Source organism: Dongia deserti (assembly GCF_003574735.1).
GTDB lineage: Bacteria > Pseudomonadota > Alphaproteobacteria > Dongiales > Dongiaceae > Dongia_A > Dongia_A deserti.
Genome location: NZ_QORW01000005.1, coordinates 228,248 through 251,811, shown reverse-complemented (window position 1 = coordinate 251,811; position 23,564 = coordinate 228,248). Strand labels below are relative to the sequence as shown.

Sequence of the window (23,564 nt, the reverse complement as noted above, 5' to 3'; positions counted from 1 at the left end):
AGCAATCAGGCGGTCTTGGCGAGCTGCAGCGCCGTATTGCTCATGCGCTCGATCAGCACCTTCAAGACATCCTGGACGGCGGTGAAGCTCTTGGCGGGTTCCAGTGTCGTTTCATTCATATAGAGCGCGCGGTTGATCTCGAGCTGCAGGACGTGAACACCCTGCGCTGGCCGGCCATAGGCCTGGGCAACATAGCCGCCGGAATAGGGGTTGTTGCGGCGGACCCTGGCGCCAAGTTCGACGAGACTTGCTTCCGCCGTCCCGGTCATGCGCTCCGCACAGGAAGCGCCGAAGCAATCACCGAGCACGTAGTCAACATCGATCCGTTGCCGCGTGTGCAGCCCGTCCATCCAGGCGCCCGCCGATGGCATGGAATGGCAGTCGAGCAGCACGCAGATGCCGAACTGGCGCTTGGTGGCCGCGACCAGATCGCCCAGCGCGCGGTGATACGGACGATAGAACAGATCCAGCCGCTGCTCCGCTTCGGCCGGCGGAAGCTTCACGGCGTAGATCTCCTGCTCGTTGGCGGCAAGGCGCGGAATGACACCAAGGCCCGCAAGGACGCGCGGCGAGCTCGCATTCACCGGCAGCGTCAGGCGCTCCGCGAACATCTCCTGGTCAAGTTCGGTCGCCTCGCGGTTGGGGTCGACAAAGATGCGGGGGAACAGTGCAGAGATCAGTGGCACGCCAAGTTTGGGAGCGGCAGCCACCAGGCGATCGACGAAGCAGTCCTCCGATTGCCTGAGGATAATCTCGGCAAGGCACGATTGCTGCGCGAACTCATCCGGATAGATCCGACCGCTATGAGGCGAGGCGATGATGAGCGGGCTTGCCTGGCGCGCCGGCGCGGTGACTTCGAACGGATGGCTCGCCAGATCGGCGAGGCTCGCCTGGCGGGCGGCAAGGTCGGCCAGGCTGGCCGGCCGGGCGGCGGAGAGATCGTTCATGGCAGGCAAGGTTTACTGGAAACGATCCGGCCTGTCACGACGCGGCAATGTCACTGCCTTGCGCAAAATGGCCTTGGTCCCGACTCGGCTATGAGCATCTAATCCGATGCCATCGATCCATGAAGGATCGGCAGTGCGGGGGCTCGCAGGAAAGATGGCACGAATTCTATTGGCAGAAGATGACGCGGAGATGCGCGCGTTCCTGGCTCACTGCTTGCGCCGAGCAGGGCACGATGTGAGCGCGACGGAGGATGGGGAAAGCGCAGCCAGCCAGTTGGAGCGGTGCGATTTCGATCTGCTGCTGGCGGACGTGGTGATGCCGGGGATCGATGGCGTCGAACTGGCCAAACGCGCGACGCGCATGGCGCCCGACCTCAAGATCATGTTCATCACCGGTTTTGCGGCGGTCGCGCTGAACCAGGAATTTGGCCCGGACGGGCGGCGCAATCCGGGTCTGTCCAAGCCCTTTCACTTGAACCGGCTGGTGAATGAGGTGCGCCAGTTGCTGGCGGCCTGAGAATGGTGGGCGGTAGTGGGATTGAACCAGTGACCCCTGCGATGTCAACGCTTAGACTAAGCTAGCGGGTCCGCAAAGTTTGGCCTGAATCCGGGGAAAACGAACCTTCGTCGGTCCCGTGACCTAACGGAGATCGGTGTTCCCCGCTGCCAACTGGTAGGTATGTGCCAGGAAGATCTCTTCGTTAAGGTCGGCTACGGCCTGTACCGCGCAGCCGATCACGAGGCGCACGCGAGCCGGGACGCGTCTGTCGCGAGGGCTTCGATCCACCGTTCAGCGGCCGCGCCACGCCGACTAATCCTGTCATGTCCATTCGACACGGTTGCGCTCTGATCGGCCCTGTTGACCATCGTGTCATTCGTTAGAAGTATCGTTAAGTTGCAGAGGGTATGGGCAAGGAACGAACGTTTGCCGAAAATCCGTGACAGGCTGTCGCGCAATACCGCAACCAGCATTCTCGGCCGTGATCACGAACTGGATGTGCTGACGCGTCTCCTTGGCGATGAGGCGCCTCTCGTCGTTCACGTGCATGGGGCATCCGGAATCGGCAAGACCACGCTGCTGCGTAGCTTTGCCACGCGGGCGCCCACGCGAGGATGCAGCGTCGTTCTCATGGACGGTGCCGCCGTCGAGCCGACCCCGTCGGGCTTCATGGCCGAGCTCGCGCGGCACCTAGGACAGCGCGATGTCACGATGGATGGCCTCGCCGGTAGAATTGCCAGCCACTCCCGCCTCATCCTGGTGTTGGACAATTACGAATCCCTGCGATTGCTTGACACTTGGCTGTGCCAGGAATTTTTGCCGGCGATGCCCGATAATCTCCGCGTCGGGCTAGCCGGGCGGCTACCGCCATCGTCGCATTGGCTCATTGCGCCGGAATGGCAGGGGCTGTTTCATCCCTTGCCACTCAAGCCCCTCAGCGATGAAACGGCGAGACGCCTAGTCGCGCGCTTTGGCTTGCCGGGCGAAACGGCGAGGCGCATCGTTGCCTTCGCGCATGGCAATCCACTGGCGCTGACCCTTGCCGCCCGGCTTGCGGCCAAGGAAACGCCCGAAAAGGGCGCCTCTCTTGATGGCGTATTGCACCACTTGTCTCGGCTTTATCTCGATGGCGTGGAAGACGAGACAGTGCGCGAAGGATTGCGGGCTACCTGCGTCGTGCGGCGGATCACCCGGCCGCTCCTCGAAATCCTGCGGCCGGCCGGAAGCGACAATCTCATCGAAAGGATTGCCCGCTTGCCTTTCATCGAGGGGGATGCAGGTGGACTGACCATGACCGAAGCGGTGCGCGAAGCGCTGGCTGCCGATTTCGAAGCCTGCGACCCGGACGGGTTTCGCGATTGCCGCCGCACGGCATGGCGGCATCTGGCGCAAGCTGCGTCTTCGGCAGGTGACAGCGATCTCTGGCGCTATACGGCTGATCTCATCTACATCCTGCGCAACCCGGTAGTGCGCGAGGCATTTTTCCCGCGCAACACCCCTTTGCTCAGCGTCCAACCCGCCCGGCCGGAGCATGCCGAGGCCATTCGCGCCATCTCCTGCCGCCATGAAACGCCGGAAGCGGCGCACCTCCTGGAGAACTGGTGGGCGCGCGCGCCGCGCCATTTTTCCGTCATCCTGCATGAGGATGGAGCAGTTGCCGGCTTCTACATCCTGTTTGACACCGCGCAGGTGCCCGAAACCCAGTTGCGAGACGATCCCATAACCCATCAATGGTGGCGCCACCTCAAGGATCACCGAATTCCGGCCAACCAAACGGCCCTGTTCATCCGCCGCTGGCTGGGCGAAATCGATGGCGAACGGCCTTCCCCGGTGCAAGCGGCTGCCTGGCTCGACATCAAGCGTCACTACCTCGAAATGCGTCCCCGCCTGCGCCGCGTCTATCTGGGCTTGGCCGATCCCGCTCCCTATGCGCAGGTGGCGGAGCGGCTGGGGTTCAGTCTGCTGCCGAAATATCGCGCCGAAGTCGGAGAAGCGACCTTCGAGAGCGCCGTGCTCGACATGGGGGCGGCTTCGGTCGAGGGCTGGCTCTCCTGGCTGATGGCGTGTGAACTCGGGGCGGATGAGGGTGAAGTTCTCGATATCGCGGGCAAGGTTCTGCGCATCCAGGACGAGACAATTCCGCTGACGCGGCTGGAATTCGAGGTGATGCGCTATCTCTGGCTGCGCCGCGGCGCGGTGGTGCCCCGTCAGGAACTGCTCGACAATGTTTGGGGCCATCACTTCGACGGCGGCAGCAATGTCGTCGATACGGTGATTGCCGGGTTGCGGCGCAAGCTCGGGAGCCGAGCGGATATGATCGGCACGCAGCGCGGCCAAGGCTATGTCTGTCGGTAAGGGACTGGTCCCGCAATTCTCATCTTCGCCTCATGAAGAGAAAAGCCGCCTGGATTAAGTTTCGACGTTACCTTTTAGTGGGAGGAAGAAACATGACCTGGGATGTGAAAGGGACCTATGCAGAAATTTGCACCTGCGAGGGGGCCTGTCCCTGCATCTATCTGCAACCGCCCACCGGCGGCTCATGCACGGCGCTCGTGGCTTGGCGCATCGAGGAGGGAGGCGATGGAGAAACCGATCTGCGCGGGCTAAATGTGGCCCTTGCCCTCTATTCGCCAGGGTCGATGTCCGAGGGGAACTGGCGCGTGGCGCTCTATATCGACAAGAAAGCTGACGACAAGCAGTACGAGGCGCTGACACGCATCTTTTCGGGGTCTGCGGGCGGACATCCGGCCAATCTCGCGCCCCTGATCGGCGAGGTTGCTGGGGTTGAACGCGCGCCGATCCAGTTCGAGGGCAATAAGGGGCGCTATGAGATTACGGTGGGCTCAATGGCCGAGGCGGCTTTCTCCGCAATCGAGGGCCAGAACGGCGGACCGGTGACGGTGAGCGGCCACCCACTGGCTGTCGCGCCCGGATTCCCGGCGACGGTGGCGCGTAGCCAACGGTTGAAGCTGAATGCGGCGGGCATCAATGCCGAGGTCAGCGGCCGCACGGCCTTTTATTCACCTTTTGCCTACGCGGACTGAGATCATGGTACCGCGTTTGGTACTAGGGCTGGCGACACCCGTGACGACTGGGTTGGTCGCCACTACGTTTGTCGCTTGGGGCATCACTCTCTGGCCGACCCTCGACATGGAAAGCCCCTTGGTGGGTCTGATGATGCCGCATCATGGGGGCTGGAGTGTCGCCACTGTCGTCGCCGTCTTCCTCATGTGGGCGGTGATGATGGCCGCCATGATGATGCCCGGCGCCACGCCGATGGTGCAGCTTTATGACAATCTGGCACGCCGCACCGAAACGATCGCCGTGGCAGGCAGGCGAACGAGCCTCTTCGTGGCGGCGTATCTTGCTCTGTGGAGCTTGTTCAGCTTGGGCGCCACGATGATGCAATGGGGGTTGCAAAGCCTGTTTTTGCTGACGCCCATGGGTGCAAGCACGAGTCCCGCCGTGACGGCGGCGCTGTTCCTCATCGCCGCACTCTATCAATTCACGCCGCTGAAACGCGCCTGCCTCACCGCCTGCCGCACGCCGCTCGGGTTTCTGACGACCGAGTGGCGGAATGGCGACAAGGGGGCCTTCCTTATGGGATTGCGGCATGGCGCCCTGTGCATCGGCTGCTGCTGGGCACTGATGGCGCTTATCTTCGCTGGCGGCACCATGAATCTCACCTGGATGGCCGCTCTGACGCTGGCTGTCACGGTGGAGAAGATGGCCGTCGGCCGAAAATGGTTCGACGTCGGTCTCGGAGTCGCGCTTCTCGCTGCAGGACTTGTGTATGCCACCCAAGCCGCGGCCTGAATCCCTGCCGATCGGATCAGGAAGAATTGGCGCTGACTTTATGCCGTCCCACTTCTGGCGAGGGCCGACACGACCGACGCGGATCGTAGAGTAGGGAAGCTGAGCGTGCGCTGGCGTAGAGAAAGGTGACGATTCCAGCAAGCTGTCCAACGCGGGATAGCTGGTCGCATTCAAAAGCGCTCGACGCCGTTGCAATCCTCGCGCTTGCTGCAGAGGAGCAAATGACGCGAAGCACCCGACAAGACGATGTTCGCGGCCGAAATGGTGGGCGGTACTGGGATTGAACCAGTGACCCCTACGATGTCAACGTAGTGCTCTCCCGCTGAGCTAACCGCCCGTGACCCGGAACCGGGGATGGCCGGCTCGATACGAGCCGCCCGCGAGACCGGGGCAAATAGCATCTAGACCCAGGGAATGCAAGGCTGGCCGTCTGTGTCGTCCGGCCATCAATCTTGGTGCTAAATCGCGGCGCCGAAGCCTTACAGAGGCAGTGGCGGCGAGCTCGTGCGTTGCGCGCCAGACGTCCAGCCGAGCTGATCCGGACCGGCACACCGAAACCGAGTTCAAAGGCAGCCTTGCGGATTCGTCGGCCCGAGTTCCGAACATCTTCTGCCGATCTGAGTCCTCGGAGGCCGGTCGCGAAAATAGCTTTTGCCATCCTGGCATTTTGTGTTATGGATTTTGTGTCCCAGATCGTCTGGAGCATACCTGTGGAACGCAGAGAAGGTCGGCTGAGCCTTCTCTCTGTCCGGGTGCTGCGTGGCGTAACACGCAAAATGCGTGAGAAGGGATCACATGAAGATCTGTGTCTTCGGTGCAGGTGCCATTGGCGGTTACCTCGCGGTCGAGTTGGCCCTTGCAGGCCATGACGTTTGCGTCATCGCGCGAGGCACACACCTTCGGGCAATCCGGGAGGCAGGCCTACGGCTCCGCATCGACGGCAAAGAAAAGATCGCACGGATTCCGGCGAGCGATGATCCGCGAGCGTTCGGGCCGCAGGATTTCGTCATCTGTGCGCTCAAGGCGCAGCAGGCGTTCGAGTGTGCCGCGCTCTTCCCGCCCCTTCTGGGCCCGCACACCGCCTTCGTCACCGCGATGAACGGGATTCCGTGGTGGTACTTCTACAAGAGCGGCGGGCAGTTCGAGGGCCGATCATTGGAAGCTGTCGATCCGGGCGCCCGGCAATGGAAATTGATCGGACCTGAACGCGCGATCGGATGCGTCGTCGATCCTGCGTGTGAGACAGTCGCTCCCGGCATTATCGAGCATCATCATCTCAATCGCTTCACGCTGGGCGAACCGGATAACAGCCGATCCGAGCGTGTGACGGCGCTTGCTGAGGCGATGACGTCTGCGGGCTTCGAGGCACCCGTTCGCCAAGGCATTCGCTGGAACATCTGGCTGAAGCTGTGGGGCAATGTTTGCTTCAACCCGATCGCCACACTGACTCACGCTCGATTGGATCGCATCACGTCGGAATCAGGCCTGCGCGCCGTTTGCATCGCGGCAATGGAGGAAGCACGGGCTGTCTGCCGCGCGCTTGGCATCGATATCCCCGAAGAGATGATGCAGCGTCGACTCGAAGCCGCGCATGCCGTGACAGGACACAAGATGTCCATGCTGCAGGATCTCGAACGGGGGCGCTCGCTGGAGATCGACGCTCTGGTGACGATCGTGCAGGAGTTCGGCCGCATGACGCGCGTTGCAACTCCGACGATCGACGTGCTTCTCGCGCTCGTGCAAGAACGCGCACGCCAGGCAGAGCTCTACACGCCAACTTGCCAGATTGCTTGAGCGCTGCGCCAGCAAGTAGAAAGCCGCCGATCGACAGACGGTCGGCTTTCTTTCAACACCTCAACACGTAAGCCACAGCCAAGAGGCGGTAAGCCCCGGGGGAGGTGCATCCGGCTCGCCGCGGGCAACCTCAGAGCAGGCCCGCTCCGCGCGCCCATTTGTATTTGGCGCCCAGCACCGCGACAGGGACCTCGGTCGAATACGGATAAGCCGGGATGCCATGGTCATAGAGATATTCCGAAGCCTCCTCGACCTGGACGTCGCCTGCCAGCGAGGCGACGACCGGCTTGTGGATTCCCTTCGCCTTCATCTCTTCGACCACCTCGGCGACCAGCTTCGCGAACACCATCGGCGGCGTGATGATCGTGTGCCAATAACCGAGGATGATCGAATGAATGCGATCATCCTCGAGGCCGAGCTTGATCGTGTTCTTGTAGGTCGTCGGCGGCTCGCCACCGGTGATGTCGACAGGATTGCCGGCCGCGCCGAACGGCGGAATGAACTTCCGGAACGCGGCGTCCAGATCAGATGGCATCGACATCAGCTTGAGATCGTTGTCGATGCAGGCGTCCGACAGGAGAACGCCCGACCCACCGGCACCGGTGATAATAACGACATTCTCGCCCTTGGGCGTGGGCAGCACGGGAATGCCGCGCGCGAATTCGAGCATGTCGCGCAGACCCTTGGCGCGGATGACGCCGACCTGACGGAACACATCGTCATAGATCTTGTCATTGCCAGCCAATGCGCCGGTATGCGAGCTGGCCGCCTTCGCGCCGGCAGAGGTTCGCCCGGCCTTCAGGACGACGACCGGCTTCTTCTTCGAAACCCGCCGCGCCACCTCCGCGAAGGAGCGGCCGTCCTTCAGATCCTCGCAATGCTGCGCGATGATCTGCGTATTGTCGTCCTGCTCGAAGAAGGTCAGCAGATCGTCTTCGTCGAGGTCTGACTTGTTGCCGAGGCCGACGATCGCCGAGACGCCCATCTTGGCCGAGCGGCTGAAGCCGATGATGGCCATGCCGATGCCGCCGGACTGCGAGGAAAGCGCCGCCTTGCCCTTGACGTCGTAGGCCGTGCAGAACGTCGCGCACAGATTCTTGTGGGTATAGTAGAAACCGTAGATGTTCGGGCCCATCAGGCGCACGCCGTACTTTCGCCCGATCTCCTGAATCTCCTTCTGCCCTTCCATATTGCCGGTCTCCGCGAAGCCGGACGGGATAAGGACGGCACCGGGAATCTTCTTCTCGCCACACTCGGTCAGGGCCTGCGCCACGAACTTGGCCGGGATCGCGAACACCGCCACGTCGATTTCGCCGGGCACGTCCTTGACCGACTTGTAGGCCTTGCGACCCATGATCTCGTCGGCCTTCGGGTGGATCGGATAAATCGTCCCCTGATAGCCGCCATTGATCAGGTTCTTCATGACCGAATTGCCGATCTTTCCGTCTTCCGCGGAAGCGCCGATCACGGCCACCGCATCGGGCTTCATGATGCGGTTCATCTGCCGGACGATGTCCTCGTGCTTCGGACGATAGCGGCTTTCCTTCGGCGCAAAATCCACGACGATGCGCACGTCGGCCGCCGTTGCGCCTTTTGCCGTGGCGAACACCGGATTGAGGTCCATCTCGAAGATCTCAGGGAAATCACTGACCAGATCGCCGACCCTCTGGATGACGTCCGCAATCGCGTCGCGGTTCACCGCCTCACCGCCGCGCACGCCTTTCAGCATCTCGGCGGCCTGCACGCCGTCGAGCATGGAGAGCGCATCTTCCTTCGATGTCGGCGCGAGGCGGAAGGTGATGTCCTTGAGCACTTCGACGAGCACACCGCCGAGACCGAAGGCCACCAGCTTGCCGAAGCTGCCGTCGGTCACGGCACCGACGATCACCTCCTGCCCGCCGGTCAGCATTTGCTGAACCTGCACGCCCTCGACCTTGGCGTCAGCCTTGTACTTCTTGCCGTTGGCGAGAATGGCATCGTAGCCCTTGGCGACCTCGTCGGCGCTTTTCAAACCGACCAGCACGCCGCCCGCTTCCGTCTTGTGCAGGATGTCCGGCGAGACGATCTTGAGGACGACCGGGTAGCCCATGCCGTCGGCGAGCTTGGAGGCTTCCTGGGCAGAGCGCGCGAGCCCTTCCTTCGGCACAGGGATACCATAGGCGTCACAGACCAGCTTGCCTTCCGGCGCGGTGAGTGCCGTACGCCCGTCGGCCTTGACCGTATCGAGGACCTTCCGGACCGCGTCTCTGTCGACTGTGCGCCGTGCGCCTGACTGCGTGAGCCCCTCGGCCTTCATCGCCCCACTTGTCATGGATCCTCTCCTGCAGATGTCTTTTCACTTACCGAAGCCACAATAGCCGGCGCGCAGACCCGCATTGCCTGCTGGCAGCGATCAGCCAGATCGGCGTTGTTGCTCCCCTGGATCCCACACCATTCGCCGTTCGCGGATGGCTGCAGGCGACGCCGATCTGGCGTGATCGCCTAGCTGGCTGCTGCCTTGCGCGGCGGAGCTTCTTCCAATGCGCCCGCGGCCTTGATCTCGCGAATCTGGCTCTCGCTGAGACGCAGCACGTCGCGCAGGATCTCCTCAGTGTGCTCACCCAACAAGGGAGAGCGCGTTACCTCCGTCGGGCTATCCGACAGCTTGATCGGATTGCCGACCGAAAAATACTTGCCCCGGGTGGGATGATCGACCTCCACCACAGTTCCGGTCTGGCGTAGCGACTGCTCCTCGAGGATCTCCTTCATCGACAGGATCGGGCCGCAGGGAATGTCGTACTTGTTCAGCAGGTCCATGACCTCGAACTTCGTCTTGGTCATGGTCCATTGCTCGATCGTGTTGAAGATGTGCTTGAGCTTGGGCAACCGCGCCGCCGGTTTGGCGTAGTCGGGGTCGGTCTTCCATTCCGGCTTGCCGATAACATCGCAGATCTGCTCCCAGACCGGCGCCTGCGTGATGAAGTAGATGTATGCGTTGGGGTCGGTCTCCCACCCCTTGCACTTCAAGATCCATCCCGGCTGGCCGCCGCCGGAATCGTTGCCCGCCCGCGGCACAGCATCGCCAAAGGGAATGCCCTCGCCGTACTGGCTGTACTCCTTGAGCGGACCATGAGCCAGGCGCTGCTGATCGCGTAGCTTGACCCGGCATAGGTTGAGGACGCCGTCCTGCATAGCCGCGGTCACCCGCTGGCCGCGTCCGCTCTTGGTGCGCTGGTACAAGGCGGCAACGATGCCGAGCGCGAGATGCAGCCCGGTTCCGGAATCGCCGATCTGAGCGCCCGTGACGAGCGGCGGCCCGTCGCGGAATCCGGTGGTCGATGCGGCGCCGCCGGTGCATTGGGCGACGTTCTCGTAGACCTTGCAGTCCTCGTATGGGCCGGGACCGAAGCCCTTGATCGAGGCCAGGATGATCCTCGGGTTGAGTTGCTGGACGCGCTCCCAGCTGAAGCCCATGCGTTCCAGCGCGCCGGGGGCGAAATTCTCCACCATGACGTCGCAGACTTTCACCAGCTCCTCGAGCACCTTCTTGCCCTGCGGGTTCTTGGTGTCGAGCGTGATCGAGCGCTTATTGTGGTTCAGCATGGTGAAATAGAGGCTGTCCACGCCCGGAATGTCTTGCAGCTGTCCACGTGTGATGTCGCCGACGCCGGGGCGCTCGACCTTGATCACGTCGGCGCCGAACCATGCCAGAAGCTGGGTACAGGTCGGCCCCGACTGCACGTGGGTGAAGTCCAGAATTTTGACGCCTTCGAGAGCCTTCATTGTGTCCTCTCGCGTTTCAGGAATTTGCCGGCTTTTTCTTGGAAAGCGCGCTCTGCGGGTTGAGATTGCCGATGCGGCCGCTCTCGCTGCCCGCCGCCGGGTCGATCACCGCGTTGATGAGCGTCGGCCTGCCGGAATCCATCGCCTTGTCGACAGCGCGCTTCAGCTCGTCGGGCGTGGTCGCGTTGATGCCCACACCGCCGAACGCCTCGATCATCTTGTCGTAGCGAGAGCCTTTGACAAACACGGTCGTCGCCGGATCAGAGCCGGCCGAGTTGACATCCGTGCCGCGATAGATGCCATCATTGTTGAAAATGACGACGCAGACCGGGAGGTTGTAGCGGCAGATCGTCTCGACCTCCATGCCGGAGAAGCCGAAAGCGCTGTCGCCCTCGATCGCCAGCACTGGCTTGCCCGTCTCGATCGCGGCTGCGATCGCGAAGCCCATGCCGATGCCCATGACACCCCAGGTGCCGACATCGAGCCGCTTGCGCGGCTGGTACATGTCGATGATGCCGCGCGCCAAGTCGAGCGTGTTGGCGCCCTCATTGACCAGGATCGCGTCCGGCCGCTCCTTGATGACGGTGCGGAGCGCGCCCAGCGCACCGTGGAAGTCCATCGGCGCGCGGTTGTTCATCAGGCGCGGCGCCATCTTGGCGATGTTCTCTTCGCGCTTCGCCTTTATCGTGCCGACCCACTCGGCCGGCGGTGCGTCCCACTTGCTGTCCATGGTCTCGAGGAACGCCTGGACGCAGGAACCGATGTCACCAACCACCGGAGCTGCGATCTCGACGTTGCTGTCCATCTCCTTGGGATCGATGTCGACCTGGATGAACTTCCTCGGACCATCGCCCCAGCTCTTGCCCTTGCCATGGGAGAGCAGCCAGTTGAGGCGGGCGCCGATCAGCATCACGACATCCGAATCCTTCAGCACCAGCGAACGCGCCGCACCGGCGCATTGCGGATGCGTGTCTGGCAGCAGGCCCTTGGCCATGCTCATCGGCAGGAACGGGACGCCGCTCTTCTCGACAAAATTCCGGATCTCCTCATCCGCCTGAGCGTACGCGGCGCCCTTACCGAGGATGATCAATGGCCGCTTGGCACTCTTGAGCACGTCGAGCGCGCGCTTGATCGCCGCCGGGGCCGGAATCTGTGCCGGCGCCGCATCGATGACCTTGACCAGAGACTTGCGGCCGGCATCGGCGCCGACCACCTGCGCGAACAGCTTCGCGGGCAGGTCGAGATAGACACCGCCCGGACGGCCGGAGACCGCGGCGCGGATGGCACGCGCCACGCCGATGCCGATGTCGGCGGCGTGCAACACGCGGTACGCCGCCTTGCACATCGGCCTCGCGATGGCGAGCTGGTCCATCTCCTCGTAGTCGCCCTGCTGCAGGTCAACGATCTCGCGCTCGGACGAGCCGGAGATCAGGATCATCGGAAAGCAGTTGGTCGTGGCGTTTGCCAGCGCGACCAGGCCGTTGAGGAAGCCGGGTGCCGACACCGTGAGGCAGACGCCCGGCTTCTTGGTCAGGAACCCCGCGATGGCCGCGGCGTTGCCGGCGTTCTGCTCGTGACGGAAGGAGATGACCCGCATTCCGGAGGCTTGGGCCAGACGGCCCAGGTCCGTGATCGGGATGCCCGGTACGTTGTAGATCGTGTCGATGCCGTTGAGCTTGAGCGCGTCGATGACGAGGTGAAAGCCATCGGTCAGCGCCTGCGACGCGTCGGTTTCCGACGCAATATCGTTTTTCAATGTTTCGGCTTTGGCTGCAGCTTCAGCCATTCTTTCCTCCCAAAGACGAACCCGTGCATTTCCGGATCGGCTTACCTCAGTTGAATCCGAGGAAATCGTTGGTCAGTTGGTGTCGAACGTCTCCTAGCCTAGGAAATCTCCATGCTTCTCGACGTGCGCGTGCAGCCCGAAGGTGTGTTCGCGCACCAAGCGCTCGGCCCGATCCGCATCGCGCGCAAGCAAAGCTTCGATGATGTTCATGTGATCGATGATTGAGCGCTCGGCGCGGTTGTCCTGACCGATCGTCACCCTGCGGATCGCGCGCATATGGATGAAGAGATTCTCCGACATATCAGCGATCAGTTTGCAGCCGCCGAGGCGGATGATGGTCTGATGGAACGCGATGTTTGCGTCTGAGTATTCGCTGAGGTGGTCTCCCGGCTTCTCGTTCTCGAAATCCGAGAACAGCAGCTTGAGCCTTTTCAGATCCTGATCCGTCGCGTTCTGTGCGGCGAGCCGCGCGGACATGCTTTCCAGCGCGGCCCAGACCGTGATCATTTCCAGGATTTCGTTCTTTGTCTTCTTGACGACAAAGACACCGCGGCGTGGGACGGAACGGACGAAGCCTTCCTGTTCCAGCAGCGTGATGGCCTCGCGCACCGGCGTGCGGCTCACTGCGAGGTCCTGAGAGAGCTGACGCTCGTCCAGGCGGATCTCGCTGGGATGCGCATAAATGTCCATTTCTGTGATCGCCTTCTTCAACCTATCGTAGGCCAAGTTCCGAAAGCTCACAGACGCATCGAGCGGCTGGACCCGAAGTCTCGGGGGTGAACTCGCGTGCGATTCCACGGTTAAAACCTCCAACTTGGAAGGGCCGGCACCCTACTAAGGCCCTGCCCTAACCGTCCCATCGTATCCTTGCATCTGAAATACATTACACCAAGTTCCAGATGATTCACAAGCTCTTCCCCGGGGAGTTGCGCTCGTTCCAGGCCGGTCTATCTCTCCGGCGTTAACAAATGGAACCCCCCTCAACTGGCCTCGCTCCGCCAGTCCGCAGGCCACCGCTCCCTTCCGACGGCCTGTCTTCCCCCAAGCGCTAAGGCGCCGTCGACCGTTCTTTGCCAGCAACGTGTTCGCCTTGGCTGCGCGATGCTGTCGGCCGCAACCGACGCAGGGCATAGGAGATCGCCGGCCAGAGCAGCATGAACACCGCCAGGCCACAGATCGAACCGACAAGGCCGTTCGACCAGAAGATCGATAGGCTGCCATCGGACAGCACCATGGCGTTCCGGAAGTTGGACTCCGCCATGTCGCCGAGGACCAGCGCCAGCACCACCGGCGCCAACGGGTAGCTCAGCTTCTTGAAGACGTAGCCGATGACGCCGAAGATCAACATGAAGCTCATGTCGAGCAGCGCATTGTTCACGGTGTAAGCACCGACCGCGCAGATGGCGATGATGACCGGCGCGATGATGCTAAACGGAATGCGCAGGATCGCCGCGAACAGCGGCACCGTGGTCAGGACCACGATCAGGCCGGCAATGTTGCCGAGATACATGCTGGCGATCAGGCCCCACACGAACTCAGGCTGTTCGATGAAGAGCAGCGGTCCGGGCTGCAGACCCCAGATAAGCAATCCGCCCAGCAGCACCGCCGCGGTGGGTGAACCGGGAATGCCAAGCGTCAACATCGGCAGCAGCGCGCTGGTGCCGGCGGCATGGGCGGCCGTCTCCGGCGCCACGACCCCTTCCAGCTCGCCCTTGCCGAAATTGCCGCCGCGCTTGGACATGCGCTTGGCAAGCCCATAGCTCATGAACGAGGCCGGAGTGGCGCCGCCCGGCGTGATGCCCATCCAGCAGCCCACGATCGCGCCGCGTATCGCGGTGATCCAGTATTTCGGCATCTGTGCCCAGGTCTGGAGCACGATGCGCGGATTGATCTTCGCGCTCTTTCCTCTGAAAGCGAGCCCTTCTTCCATGGTCAGCAGAATCTCGCCGATGCCGAACAGTCCGATCACCGCGATCAGGAAATCGAAGCCGCGCAGCAGCTCGTACCAACCGAAGGTCATGCGCAGCTGACCTGTGGTCGGATCCTGGCCTACGGCCGCAAGAGCGAATCCAAACATCATGGCTGCAATCGTCTTGAAGGGCGGCTCCTTGCCCATGCCGACGAAGCTGCAGAAGGTTAGCAACTGGACCGCAAACAGCTCGGCCGGGCCAAACTCAAGCGCGAAGTCAGCGACGAGCGGCGCGAGGAACGTCAGAATGACGACGGCTATGAGCGCGCCGATGAAGGATGACGTGAAGGCGCCTGTCAGTGCTTCTCCAGCGCGCCCCTGCTGCGCCATCGGATAACCGTCGAATGTGGTCGCGACCGACCATGGCTCTCCCGGAATGTTGAAGAGCACCGAGGTGATCGCGCCGCCGAACAACGCGCCCCAGTAGATGCAGGACAGCATGATGATCGCCGAGGTGGGCGACATGCTGAATGTCAAGGGCAACAGGATCGCCACACCGTTGGCACCACCCAACCCAGGCAGCACGCCGATCAGCACCCCAAGGGTGATGCCGATGAACATGTACATGATGTTCATCGGGTCGCCGAGGACGCCGAAACCGTCGATCAAAGAGCTCAATGCTTCCACGCGACACTCCTTCGCCCAGCGGATTTACCGGATCGGCTCTTAGTAACCGAGGAGATCCTCGAGCGGCCCTTTGGGCAGCGGCACGAGGAACCAGATCTCGAACAGGAGGAACAGGGTGAACGGCACAGCGACACTGACCAGGACGATGAGCGGCCAGCGGAACCGACCGAGCCACCGCATGGACGCGCCGATGAAAAGCGCGCTCGCAACGTAGATCCCTGTAAAGCCGACCAGGGCGATGAACATGGCGGTCGGCACGAGAACTCGCACTACGTGACGCAGCTGTACGCTGTTGACAAAGGCGTCGCGGTTTTGTTTGCGGCCGAATAAGGCAATTGCGATCGTGCCAAGGCTCGCGGCTATGATGAAGAGCCCGATGTAGAACGGAAAGTAGCCGGACTGTGGGCCATCGCCTGCCCAGCCCGCACCCAATCGCAGGCTATCGATAACGACCAGCACGCCAATGCCAGCCATGATGAGCGCGACAACGATATCAATAGTACGAATCGATACCAGGCCGCCGCCGCTCTCGCCTTCATGTTGCATCGGGGAACTCCTGCCTAGCACTGTTCAGGGCCGAGCGTGCCCTGGGACGAGAACAAGGGAGAGGGCCCCGGCAGAACTACCGGGGCCCGATGTTCCTCAGCCGCTGATGAAGCCGGCTTTGGTCATGAGGTCCTTGTGGGTGTCGGCCGCTTTCTTCAGCCAGGCCTTGTATTCCTCACCCTCCATGAAGGTCGTATTGAAGGCGCCCTTGGCCATGAAATCTTGCCACTCGGGCGTCTCGCGCACCTTCTTGAACAGATCGACGTAATAGGCAACGGCATCTGCAGGCACGTCGGCCGGCATGAAGATGCCGCGCAGCATGACATAATCGATGTTCACGCCTGCTTCCTTGCAGGTCGGGATATCACTCCATGCCATGTCCGCAGTGACCTTCTCGGTCAGCTTGATCCGCTCGTTGTCGAAGACACACAGCGGCCGCGTCTTGCCTGCCTTCCAGAACGAGACCTGCTCGATCGGGTTGTTCACGGTGGACTGGGCGTGATTGCCGACCAGCGCCTTGGCGACGTCGCCGCCGCCCTTCTCGGAGATGTACTTGAACTTCGCGCCCGTGGCCTGCTCGAGTCCGACGGTAATGATCTGGTCTTCCTGCTTGGAGCCGGTGCCGGCCATCACGAACTTGCCGGCCTCGGCCTTCGCCGCATCGATGTACTCCTTCGCCGATTTGTAGGGGGAGTCGGCGTTGACCCATAGGATGAACTCGTCGAGCGCCAGCATCGCCACCGGCGTTGCATCCTCCCAGCTGAATGGGATGCCCGTGGCGAGAGGCGTGGTGAAGAGGCTGGAAAGGGTGATGATGATCTTGTGGGGATTGCCGGTTGAGTCCTTGATGTCGAGGAAGCCCTCGCCACCGGATCCACCGGCTTTGTTCACGACGACCAGCGACTGGTCCATGAGGCCGTGCTTCTGCACGATGCCTTGGATCATGCGGGCCATCTGGTCGGCACCACCGCCGGTGCCGGCAGGAATAATGAATTCAACTGTTTTGGTCGGTTTCCACTCGGCCTTGGCGTCTTCGACGCCTGCCACGGAGACCATGAGGGCGACGACCGTCGCCGGAATCAGCGATCGAACGAGCAACCTGTATGACATGGTTTTTTCCTCCCGGTGCGCCGCCGGCCACGATCCAAGCCCAGCAGGCATCCTTGTGTCTTTTTTGATCGGTTTCTGTGGAGCTGCCCCCACAGAAGAGGATCGCTGGCATTTATCATACTGTATGAAAGATTAAATCACAACGCCGGAACGGCGCTGGACGCAAAAACAGGGGCAGGAGCGGAAATAATCCTACGCCGCACGAACGCTGGATGACCAGAAGCAGATCACACTAGCAGCGCGTAAGCATCAGGATGCGCGGGACAAAAAAGGAGCGAGGATGGCTCCGCCGCGCCAAGCCGCTGGCGGATGCGTCGAGAAAATCGGATGGAGATACGGAAGAGACTGGAGCGCTTGCTACGCCAGAAGACTAGCGCATCTTTTTGCTGCCCAGCGAACTAGGGCCTGAAGGGTGCGCGCCCTGTGCGGGCGCGCGGATCTCAAGCTTCGCTGATATTAAGCAGTTGCCAAGTGCTGCTGATGGCCGCCCTTCATCTTGGGGCCACGGTCGGAAGGCTGATGAGAACTGCCCTCCGGGAGAGCTGCCTCGGCGAATACGCGTGCGCCTGCGAGCATCTCGCGGAAGGTCTCCGGCCGCTTCATGGCGATCTCCAGGATCAATGCTCCCGTCGCAAAGGCCACGGCGAAGCATACGATGGCAGTCAAAGTATCCACGGCTCCAGTTCCTTCTTAGCGTCAATTGCTGCATTGCACATAGGCGTATTGCTGTCCTTTTTCAATATCGGATTTTGGATTTGGTATACATAATACCTATGTTAAAAACACATATGAAAGGTTGCCTTCGTCAAGAACATTCCCTGTAAGCGCTTGGATTTTCTGTGAAAGTTCGCCTGATGCACTGAGAGGCATCACTGCCACAGCGGTAGGCGTCCATAGGACAATGCGGGTGCGACATAAGGCATCACCACGTCACGTCGCCCGTATCGCCTCAGGCGAGGACGCGGATGCGAAGAGGGTCGCAGATGGCGGTCGAGCTAGGTCGAGCTAGGCTGCCGGAGCCACTGTTTCCCTGGCCGGCACGAAATTCCGCATCACGTGAATCACGTCGCGGATGCCGACAACGCCGACCAGCGTATGCTCTTCCAGGACCGGCAGGTGACGAATGCTATAGCGGTCCATCTTCTCCATGACGTCCGCCAGGTCGTCGTTTGGCTCGCAGGAGACGAGCTTCTTGCTCATCAATTTCTCTACCGGCAGCCGCATGATCTCTTGACCATTTGGCCCGCTCGAAGCCAGCGCGCGCACAACGTCCCGCTCGGAAAACATGCCGAGCACCGTGCTGCCTTCCGTGGACACAATGTCCGTCACAACCAGGGCACCGATGTTCTCGGCCGCCATGAGCTTCAGTGCTGCCGCGACGGGCTCGCGCGGCCGGACGCTGACGACCCGGGCTTCTTTCTGAAGCAGGATCTGCGCAACTTTCATCGGACCCTCCCGTTCTGCATCGCCAATGGTGTTTCCAGCCCACTGCTCGAGGTTTTGTTCTGCACCTAAGAAAGCGCCGCCGTTAATACATAATTTGGTATACAGAATATCACAATAAAAATCAATCGGGAACACAAGCGATCTTGCAGATGCCGTCGATCACAGATTCCGAACCCCGCCGGGCTGAAACCCGCAGCGACACCGATACTCAATATGCGTATCGGTTCCTTCGGCCACCTCGGGCTCATAGCACTGACATTACACCCAGAGTCCGCCCGGCAGCGGCCCCGCATCTACTTTCAAGAGAATTACAGCCCCAGAAGCGTTACATCGTCCCAACGTTCTGCGGATGCCCCGCGGTGAACGCACTGATGTTCACCACGGTCATCTCGACGATCCGGCCAACCGCCCCGCCGGACCTTAGGCCACTATGACTGCCCGAAGATCGCGCCGTATGTCTCACGCAGCCGATTCTTCTGCACCTTGCCCATCGTATTGCGGGGAAGATCGTCGACGAAGAAGACCCGCTTGGGCTGCTTGAACTTCGCCAGGCGGTCGGTGAGCGACCGCAGGATGTCCGCCTCGCTCAAGGCTGAACCGGGTCTCTTCACGACCACTGCGACCACGCCCTCGCCGAAATCCGGATGCGGCACGCCGATCACCGCGCTTTCCACCACACCTGGGATCGCGTCGATCTCGTTCTCGACTTCCTTCGGGTAGACGTTGTAGCCGCCGGAGATCACCAGGTCCTTGCCGCGGCCCACGATGTGGACATAGCCGCGCGCATCGATTTTGCCGAGATCGCCGGTGATGAAGAATCCATCGGAACGGAATTCGGCCTTGGTCTTTTCAGGCATCCGCCAATAGCCCTGAAAGACGTTGGGCCCCTTCACCTCGATCACGCCGATCTCGCCCTGCGGCAGCGGATCGCCGGTTTCCGGCTGGGTGATTCGTAGCGCGGTACCCGGCAGCGGGAAGCCGACTGTCCCTGCCACCCGGTCGCCCTCATAAGGATTCGACGTGTTCATGTTGGTTTCGGTCATGCCGTAGCGTTCGAGGATCGCGTGGCCAGTGCGCTCACGCCATTGCTGGTGCACGTCGGCCAATAGTGGCGCGGAACCGGAGACGAAGAGGCGCATATGGGCAGTCGCCTCGCGCGTCAGGCGCGGATGCTGCAGCAGGCGCGCATAGAAAGTCGGCACGCCCATCATGCAGGTCGCGCGCGGCATCAGCCGCAACATCTCATCCGCATCGAAGCGCGGCAGGAACAGCATCGCGCTGCCTGTCACCAGCGTCACGTTGGTAGCGACGAAAAGGCCGTGGGTGTGGAAGATCGGCAGCGCATGCAGCAGAACGTCGGCGGCGGTGAAGCGCCAGACGTCCGTCAGCACGCGCGCATTCGATGCTAGGTTCTCGTGACTCAGCATCGCCCCTTTCGAGCGGCCGGTTGTCCCGGAGGTGTAGAGAATGGCTGCGAGATCGTCGGGGCCGCGATCAATGTCGGTAAAGGTGGGATCGCTCAGGTTTGCGATCTCGTTGAGGGAGCCCTCGCCGCCGCCGGCCAGCGTGTCGACCGCCGCGCCAACTTTGTTCGCGATCCGGCTGATCTCGCCTTCCCGGCCCGGATCGCAGATCACCAGCTGCGGCTCGGCATCGGAGAAGAAATAATCGAGCTCCGCCAGCGTGTAGGCCGTGTTCAGCGGCAGGAAGATGGCGCCGGCCCGCACACAGGCGAGATAAAGCATCAGCGCACCTGGACATTTCTCCACCTGTACGGCGACGCGGTCGCCCGGCCTTACGCCACGCGCGGCGAGCGCGTTGGCCAGATGAGCCGAGCGCGCCAGCATGTCGCCATAGGTCACGATCGCGCCGTCGGGGAGTTCGAGAAATCGGGCGCTGGCGCCGGGCATTTGTTTGCGGAATTGATCGAACAGGTGATTGGTCATGATAAGCGGTCCTGCGTGGCCAGCGCAGGCTTTTCGGATGATTGCTTGGATTTTGAACTGTTCTCGTCGGTCGCGAGGACGAGGGTCCGCGCCCCGCGATCCTCACGCAACAAGCGACGCACCTCGGGCGCCGCGGCGACCTGGCCCTTGCTGACGAACAACTCGTGATTTTTCTCGATGTCATGGAGCCGGTAGCAGTAGTTCACCATCAACCCGTGCGCCTGCTTCATGGCCCTGGCCGACAGATCGCCCAGGAAATTGAGTCGCTCGAGCCGCGCGCCGTTGCCCAGATGGAAGCGCGCCACCGGGTCGACCGGCGTGCCCTTCGGCGTGCGCGCCTTCAGGAAGTAGTAGGCGGCTGCCGAGAGCAGCGTTTTGCGCAACGCCTCCGGCGGATCGATGTGCCAGTTGTCCTCGTCCACCGCGCCGAGGGTGCGCTGATCCTCCTGCGACAAGGCCAGCGAGGCTTCCGTCCGCCGTTCGCGCGCAAGCCATGTCGCAAATCCTGGGACTGGCGACAGGGTTACGAAGTTCTCGAGCCGCGGCAGTTCGCGGCGCAGCTCATCCACTACCTGCTTGATGAGGAAGTTGCCGAACGAGATGCCGCGCAGCCCCTCCTGGCAATTGGAGATCGAGTAGAACACCGCAGTGGTGGCATCATTGGCTGCGATCGGCGTGCGTTCCTCCGCCAGCAGGTCGGCGATGGCGGATGGCGGTTCCTCAGTAAGCGCTACTTCTACGAAGATCAGGGGGTCGTCGGTCAGCTGCGGATGGAAGAACGCGAAACAGCGCCGATCGCTGGGCTCCAGACGCCGGCGCAGGTCGTTCCAATCATGGATCGTATGAACCGCTTCATACCTGATGATCTTCTCAAGGATGTTGGCCGGCGTCGACCAATCGATGCGCCGCAGCACGAGGAATCCCCGGTTGAACCAGGATGAGAACAGATGCTCGAAGTCGGCATCGACCAGCGGGAATTCGGGATGCTCCGCGCGATGCCTCAGCAGCAGCTCGCGCATCTCGACTAGCGCTTCCACGCCACCGGGCGCCAGGTTGAGGCGGCGGACGAGTTCCTGGCGGCGCGCTTCGGCCGCGCCATGCAGATGCTGCGCCATGGCTGCGCTCTTGTCGTTGAGATAGGCGGCGACTGCTTCGTCGATGCGCCCGAAATCGGGGCCGAACCGCTCCGCCAGCATTTTCAAGAACTCCAGTCTTGCCGCATCGTCCAGCGTTTCCCATCGGATCAGTATCTCGCGCGCCAGTGCGACGCCGGACGCCTCGCCTCGGCTGGACAGCAAGGTCTCGCAAGCCGCGGCGAGATCGCCCGGCGCGAGGCCGTCACTTCGCCGCACGCGCCCGAGCAGCTCGCGACCGCGGTCCGCGATGGTCTGCAGAAGGTCGGCAAAGAACGCGCTGCTCTTCATAGCGCTGGCCCCATCAGGAGATCTGGCAGCCATGTGGCGATCTCAGGCACCAAGCACAGAATGACGATGCCCACGAACATGGCTATCACGTACGGGAGTGAACCCCACAGCACGTCCTTCGTCGGCACCTGGGGCGCGATGGCATTGATCACGAACAGATTGAGGCCGATCGGGGGCGTGATCAGTCCAACCTCCATGTTGATGGTCAGGACTACGGCGAACCAGTAGGGGTCGAATCCGGCCTGGGTCACGATCGGAAACAGCAGCGGCGCGGACATGACGATGACGGCGACGGGCGGCAGGAACACCCCGGCAACCAGCAGGAAGACATTGATGATGGCCATCAGGACCCAGCGATTGACCTCCATCTCTGCGATCGCCCCTGCGACGGTCTGCGTGATGAACAGGGACGACAGGGCGAAGGCGAACAGCTCCGCCGACGCCATGATCATCATGATCATCACGCTCTCGCGCATGGCGGTGTTGAAGATGCTCGCAACCGGCCGGGCCCGGAACAGCCGGTAGACGATGACGACGACCGCCAGGGTCAAGAAGGCGCCAGCGCCGGCTGCTTCCGATGGCGTGGCGATCCCGCCATACAGGACATAGAGTATTCCGGCGATAATCAGGAGGAACGGCAATACCCGCGGCAGCGGCCGGATCTTCTCGATGAGCGAGAAGCGGAGGGCGCGATCAGCCAAGCCGTAGCCCTGGCGCCGGCACTGCAACAGCGCACAAGCCATGAACATGACCGTTAGCATCAATCCGGGCAGCGCGCCGGCAAGGAACAGACGGCCGATCGATGTCTCAGTCGCGATGCCGTAGATGATCATGGTGATGGAAGGCGGGATGAGGATACCGAGGGTTCCGCCGGCCGCGATCGAGCCGCAGGCGGCCGAGGATGGATAACCGCGTCCCATCATCTCCGGAATGCCCATCTTGCCAATCGCGGCGCAAGTTGCCGGCGAAGATCCGGTCATGCCGGAGAAAATCGCGCAAGCTCCTATATTGGAGATGATGAGGCCGCCCGGCACGCGATTGAGCCAGCGATCGAGCGCGGAGTAGAGGTCGCGCCCCGCCGGCGAGGCCGCGATCGCCGCGCCCATCAGGACGAACATCGGGATGGAGACATAGGCCAGATTGCCGATGCCGGCGAACAGGGTCTCCGGCAGCGCCAGGAAGCCGATCATGCCGCCCTCGAGCACGATCGCTGCCACTGCCGCTAAACCAAGCGCGAACGCGATAGGCATGCCCGTGCCCAACAGCGCGAACAGGGACACCACGATCAGTACGCCAGAGAGTGCGGGGCTCATGCGTGCCGCTCCTCAACCGCGGCCGCGGCGTCTTCGCGCGCACCAACCATCAGTTTCAGCATCTCGGCAACGTATTGCAGGCAGAGCAGCCCAAATCCGACCGGCATCGACAACATCGGAATCCATAGGCGCGGTGCCCATATGCTGGAGTGCTTCCAGCCGTTCACGTAGGCCTCGTGCACATAGTGCGCGCAAGTCGTGAGCATGGCTGCGGAGAACAGGAGTCCAAGAATCGCCCCGACCAGGCGGAGACGGCGGCGGGCGCGGTCCGCAAGCAGCATTTCGATGACGTCCACACCGACGTGCCCCTTGTGCAAGAGGACATAGGGCGCGCCGAGGAAGATCGCTGCAGTGGCCGAGAACACGACGAAATCGGTCTGCCAGTACGTGGGAGCGCGGAACACATAGCGCAGGAAGATCATCTCCGAGATCACTACCATCGCTGCGACAAGCAACAGCGTCGCGACAATGCCGGCCACGCGAGACAATCCGTCCGAAAGAGCGATGAAGGAACGGATCACGATTCTCTCCGTCTGGCGTTGGACAGAGGCGCCCATGGGCGGAGTTCAACCGCCTCAT

The 23,564-nt window shown here is 62.0% G+C and carries 19 protein-coding genes and 1 tRNA gene; 5 read left to right on the top strand and 15 right to left on the bottom strand.

Features of this window, described 5'->3' with window-relative positions:
- Positions 1 to 5: 5 nt before the first annotated feature.
- The gene (locus tag DTX69_RS09930; protein ID WP_119301373.1) at positions 6 to 947 is read right to left on the bottom strand and encodes an N-formylglutamate amidohydrolase; all 942 of its coding nucleotides are present in this window, start codon (positions 945 to 947) and stop codon (positions 6 to 8) included.
- 154 nt (positions 948 to 1,101) lie between these two features.
- Between DTX69_RS09930 and DTX69_RS09925 the strand changes: the two genes are divergently transcribed.
- The 4 genes from DTX69_RS09925 (at position 1,102) to DTX69_RS09910 (ending at position 5,262) form a co-directional block, all read left to right on the top strand.
- The gene (locus DTX69_RS09925) at positions 1,102 to 1,464 is read left to right on the top strand and encodes a response regulator (protein ID WP_119301372.1); all 363 of its coding nucleotides are present in this window, start codon (positions 1,102 to 1,104) and stop codon (positions 1,462 to 1,464) included.
- A gap of 408 nt (positions 1,465 to 1,872) precedes the next feature.
- Positions 1,873 to 3,801 (top strand): winged helix-turn-helix domain-containing protein, encoded by a 1,929-nt coding sequence (locus DTX69_RS09920; protein ID WP_162917048.1) that lies wholly within the window; start codon positions 1,873 to 1,875, stop codon positions 3,799 to 3,801.
- A gap of 92 nt (positions 3,802 to 3,893) precedes the next feature.
- Entirely contained in the window at positions 3,894 to 4,490 is a 597-nt protein-coding gene (locus DTX69_RS09915) for a DUF1326 domain-containing protein (protein ID WP_119301370.1), read from the top strand.
- A gap of 4 nt (positions 4,491 to 4,494) precedes the next feature.
- A complete protein-coding gene (locus DTX69_RS09910; RefSeq protein WP_119301369.1) occupies positions 4,495 to 5,262 on the top strand; it encodes a DUF2182 domain-containing protein in 768 nt (255 codons plus the stop codon).
- Positions 5,263 to 5,524: 262 nt separating this feature from the next.
- On the opposite strand, the gene DTX69_RS09905 is transcribed toward DTX69_RS09910, so the two are convergent.
- A tRNA-Val gene (locus tag DTX69_RS09905) sits at positions 5,525 to 5,599 on the bottom strand.
- Positions 5,600 to 6,057: 458 nt separating this feature from the next.
- Between DTX69_RS09905 and DTX69_RS09900 the strand changes: the two genes are divergently transcribed.
- On the top strand, positions 6,058 to 7,056 hold the full coding sequence (locus tag DTX69_RS09900) for a 2-dehydropantoate 2-reductase (protein ID WP_119301368.1): 999 nt from the start codon (positions 6,058 to 6,060) through the stop codon (positions 7,054 to 7,056).
- Between the two features lie 130 nt (positions 7,057 to 7,186).
- On the opposite strand, the gene DTX69_RS09895 is transcribed toward DTX69_RS09900, so the two are convergent.
- The 13 genes from DTX69_RS09895 to DTX69_RS09835 form a co-directional block, all read right to left on the bottom strand.
- Entirely contained in the window at positions 7,187 to 9,367 is a 2,181-nt protein-coding gene (locus DTX69_RS09895; RefSeq protein WP_284735666.1) for an acetate--CoA ligase family protein, read from the bottom strand.
- A 170-nt stretch (positions 9,368 to 9,537) separates the two neighbouring features.
- On the bottom strand, positions 9,538 to 10,818 hold the full coding sequence (frc, locus tag DTX69_RS09890) for a formyl-CoA transferase (RefSeq protein WP_119301366.1): 1,281 nt from the start codon (positions 10,816 to 10,818) through the stop codon (positions 9,538 to 9,540).
- 16 nt (positions 10,819 to 10,834) lie between these two features.
- Positions 10,835 to 12,604, bottom strand: a complete 1,770-nt coding sequence (gene oxc / locus DTX69_RS09885; protein WP_119301365.1) for an oxalyl-CoA decarboxylase — start codon at positions 12,602 to 12,604, stop codon at positions 10,835 to 10,837.
- Between the two features lie 93 nt (positions 12,605 to 12,697).
- Complete coding sequence (locus DTX69_RS09880; RefSeq protein ID WP_407643978.1) at positions 12,698 to 13,294, bottom strand: GntR family transcriptional regulator; 597 nt, start codon at positions 13,292 to 13,294, stop codon at positions 12,698 to 12,700.
- Positions 13,295 to 13,652: 358 nt separating this feature from the next.
- On the bottom strand, positions 13,653 to 15,200 hold the full coding sequence (locus DTX69_RS09875) for a tripartite tricarboxylate transporter permease (RefSeq protein WP_119301363.1): 1,548 nt from the start codon (positions 15,198 to 15,200) through the stop codon (positions 13,653 to 13,655).
- Positions 15,201 to 15,239: 39 nt separating this feature from the next.
- Positions 15,240 to 15,746 carry a tripartite tricarboxylate transporter TctB family protein gene (locus tag DTX69_RS09870; RefSeq protein ID WP_119301362.1) on the bottom strand — a complete coding sequence of 169 codons (507 nt, stop codon included), beginning with the start codon at positions 15,744 to 15,746 and terminating at the stop codon, positions 15,240 to 15,242.
- A gap of 96 nt (positions 15,747 to 15,842) precedes the next feature.
- Positions 15,843 to 16,856: a Bug family tripartite tricarboxylate transporter substrate binding protein gene (locus DTX69_RS09865; protein ID WP_284735664.1), complete on the bottom strand. Its 1,014-nt coding sequence runs from the start codon at positions 16,854 to 16,856 to the stop codon at positions 15,843 to 15,845.
- Between the two features lie 456 nt (positions 16,857 to 17,312).
- Positions 17,313 to 17,531: a hypothetical protein gene (locus DTX69_RS09860; protein ID WP_119301361.1), complete on the bottom strand. Its 219-nt coding sequence runs from the start codon at positions 17,529 to 17,531 to the stop codon at positions 17,313 to 17,315.
- 330 nt (positions 17,532 to 17,861) lie between these two features.
- A complete protein-coding gene (locus DTX69_RS09855; protein WP_119301360.1) occupies positions 17,862 to 18,302 on the bottom strand; it encodes a CBS domain-containing protein in 441 nt (146 codons plus the stop codon).
- 428 nt (positions 18,303 to 18,730) lie between these two features.
- Positions 18,731 to 20,248 (bottom strand): malonate--CoA ligase, encoded by a 1,518-nt coding sequence (locus tag DTX69_RS09850; RefSeq protein WP_119301359.1) that lies wholly within the window; start codon positions 20,246 to 20,248, stop codon positions 18,731 to 18,733.
- Positions 20,245 to 21,672, bottom strand: coding sequence for a malonyl-CoA decarboxylase (locus tag DTX69_RS09845; protein ID WP_119301358.1), 1,428 nt, complete (start codon positions 21,670 to 21,672; stop codon positions 20,245 to 20,247). The genes DTX69_RS09850 and DTX69_RS09845 overlap by 4 nt, the downstream gene beginning before the upstream one ends.
- Entirely contained in the window at positions 21,669 to 22,985 is a 1,317-nt protein-coding gene (locus tag DTX69_RS09840; RefSeq protein WP_119301357.1) for a TRAP transporter large permease, read from the bottom strand. The genes DTX69_RS09845 and DTX69_RS09840 overlap by 4 nt, the downstream gene beginning before the upstream one ends.
- Entirely contained in the window at positions 22,982 to 23,506 is a 525-nt protein-coding gene (locus DTX69_RS09835) for a TRAP transporter small permease subunit (RefSeq protein ID WP_284735663.1), read from the bottom strand. Before DTX69_RS09835 ends, DTX69_RS09840 begins: the two co-directional genes overlap by 4 nt.
- Between the last annotated feature and the right edge of the window lie 58 nt (positions 23,507 to 23,564).

What these genes read in the sequence shown, in the direction of transcription:
- DTX69_RS09930 (WP_119301373.1), bottom strand. Translation starts at nt 947, where the DNA reads ATGAACGATCTCTCCGCCGCCCGGCCGGCCAGCCTGGCCGACCTTGCC.
- DTX69_RS09925 (WP_119301372.1), top strand. Translation starts at nt 1,102, where the DNA reads ATGGCACGAATTCTATTGGCAGAAGATGACGCGGAGATGCGCGCGTTC.
- DTX69_RS09915 (WP_119301370.1), top strand. Translation starts at nt 3,894, where the DNA reads ATGACCTGGGATGTGAAAGGGACCTATGCAGAAATTTGCACCTGCGAG.
- DTX69_RS09910 (WP_119301369.1), top strand. Translation starts at nt 4,495, where the DNA reads ATGGTACCGCGTTTGGTACTAGGGCTGGCGACACCCGTGACGACTGGG.
- DTX69_RS09900 (WP_119301368.1), top strand. Translation starts at nt 6,058, where the DNA reads ATGAAGATCTGTGTCTTCGGTGCAGGTGCCATTGGCGGTTACCTCGCG.
- DTX69_RS09895 (WP_284735666.1), bottom strand. Translation starts at nt 9,367, where the DNA reads ATGACAAGTGGGGCGATGAAGGCCGAGGGGCTCACGCAGTCAGGCGCA.
- frc (WP_119301366.1), bottom strand. Translation starts at nt 10,818, where the DNA reads ATGAAGGCTCTCGAAGGCGTCAAAATTCTGGACTTCACCCACGTGCAG.
- oxc (WP_119301365.1), bottom strand. Translation starts at nt 12,604, where the DNA reads ATGGCTGAAGCTGCAGCCAAAGCCGAAACATTGAAAAACGATATTGCG.
- DTX69_RS09880 (WP_407643978.1), bottom strand. Translation starts at nt 13,294, where the DNA reads ATGGACATTTATGCGCATCCCAGCGAGATCCGCCTGGACGAGCGTCAG.
- DTX69_RS09870 (WP_119301362.1), bottom strand. Translation starts at nt 15,746, where the DNA reads ATGCAACATGAAGGCGAGAGCGGCGGCGGCCTGGTATCGATTCGTACT.
- DTX69_RS09865 (WP_284735664.1), bottom strand. Translation starts at nt 16,856, where the DNA reads ATGTCATACAGGTTGCTCGTTCGATCGCTGATTCCGGCGACGGTCGTC.
- DTX69_RS09855 (WP_119301360.1), bottom strand. Translation starts at nt 18,302, where the DNA reads ATGAAAGTTGCGCAGATCCTGCTTCAGAAAGAAGCCCGGGTCGTCAGC.
- DTX69_RS09850 (WP_119301359.1), bottom strand. Translation starts at nt 20,248, where the DNA reads ATGACCAATCACCTGTTCGATCAATTCCGCAAACAAATGCCCGGCGCC.
- DTX69_RS09845 (WP_119301358.1), bottom strand. Translation starts at nt 21,672, where the DNA reads ATGAAGAGCAGCGCGTTCTTTGCCGACCTTCTGCAGACCATCGCGGAC.
- DTX69_RS09840 (WP_119301357.1), bottom strand. Translation starts at nt 22,985, where the DNA reads ATGAGCCCCGCACTCTCTGGCGTACTGATCGTGGTGTCCCTGTTCGCG.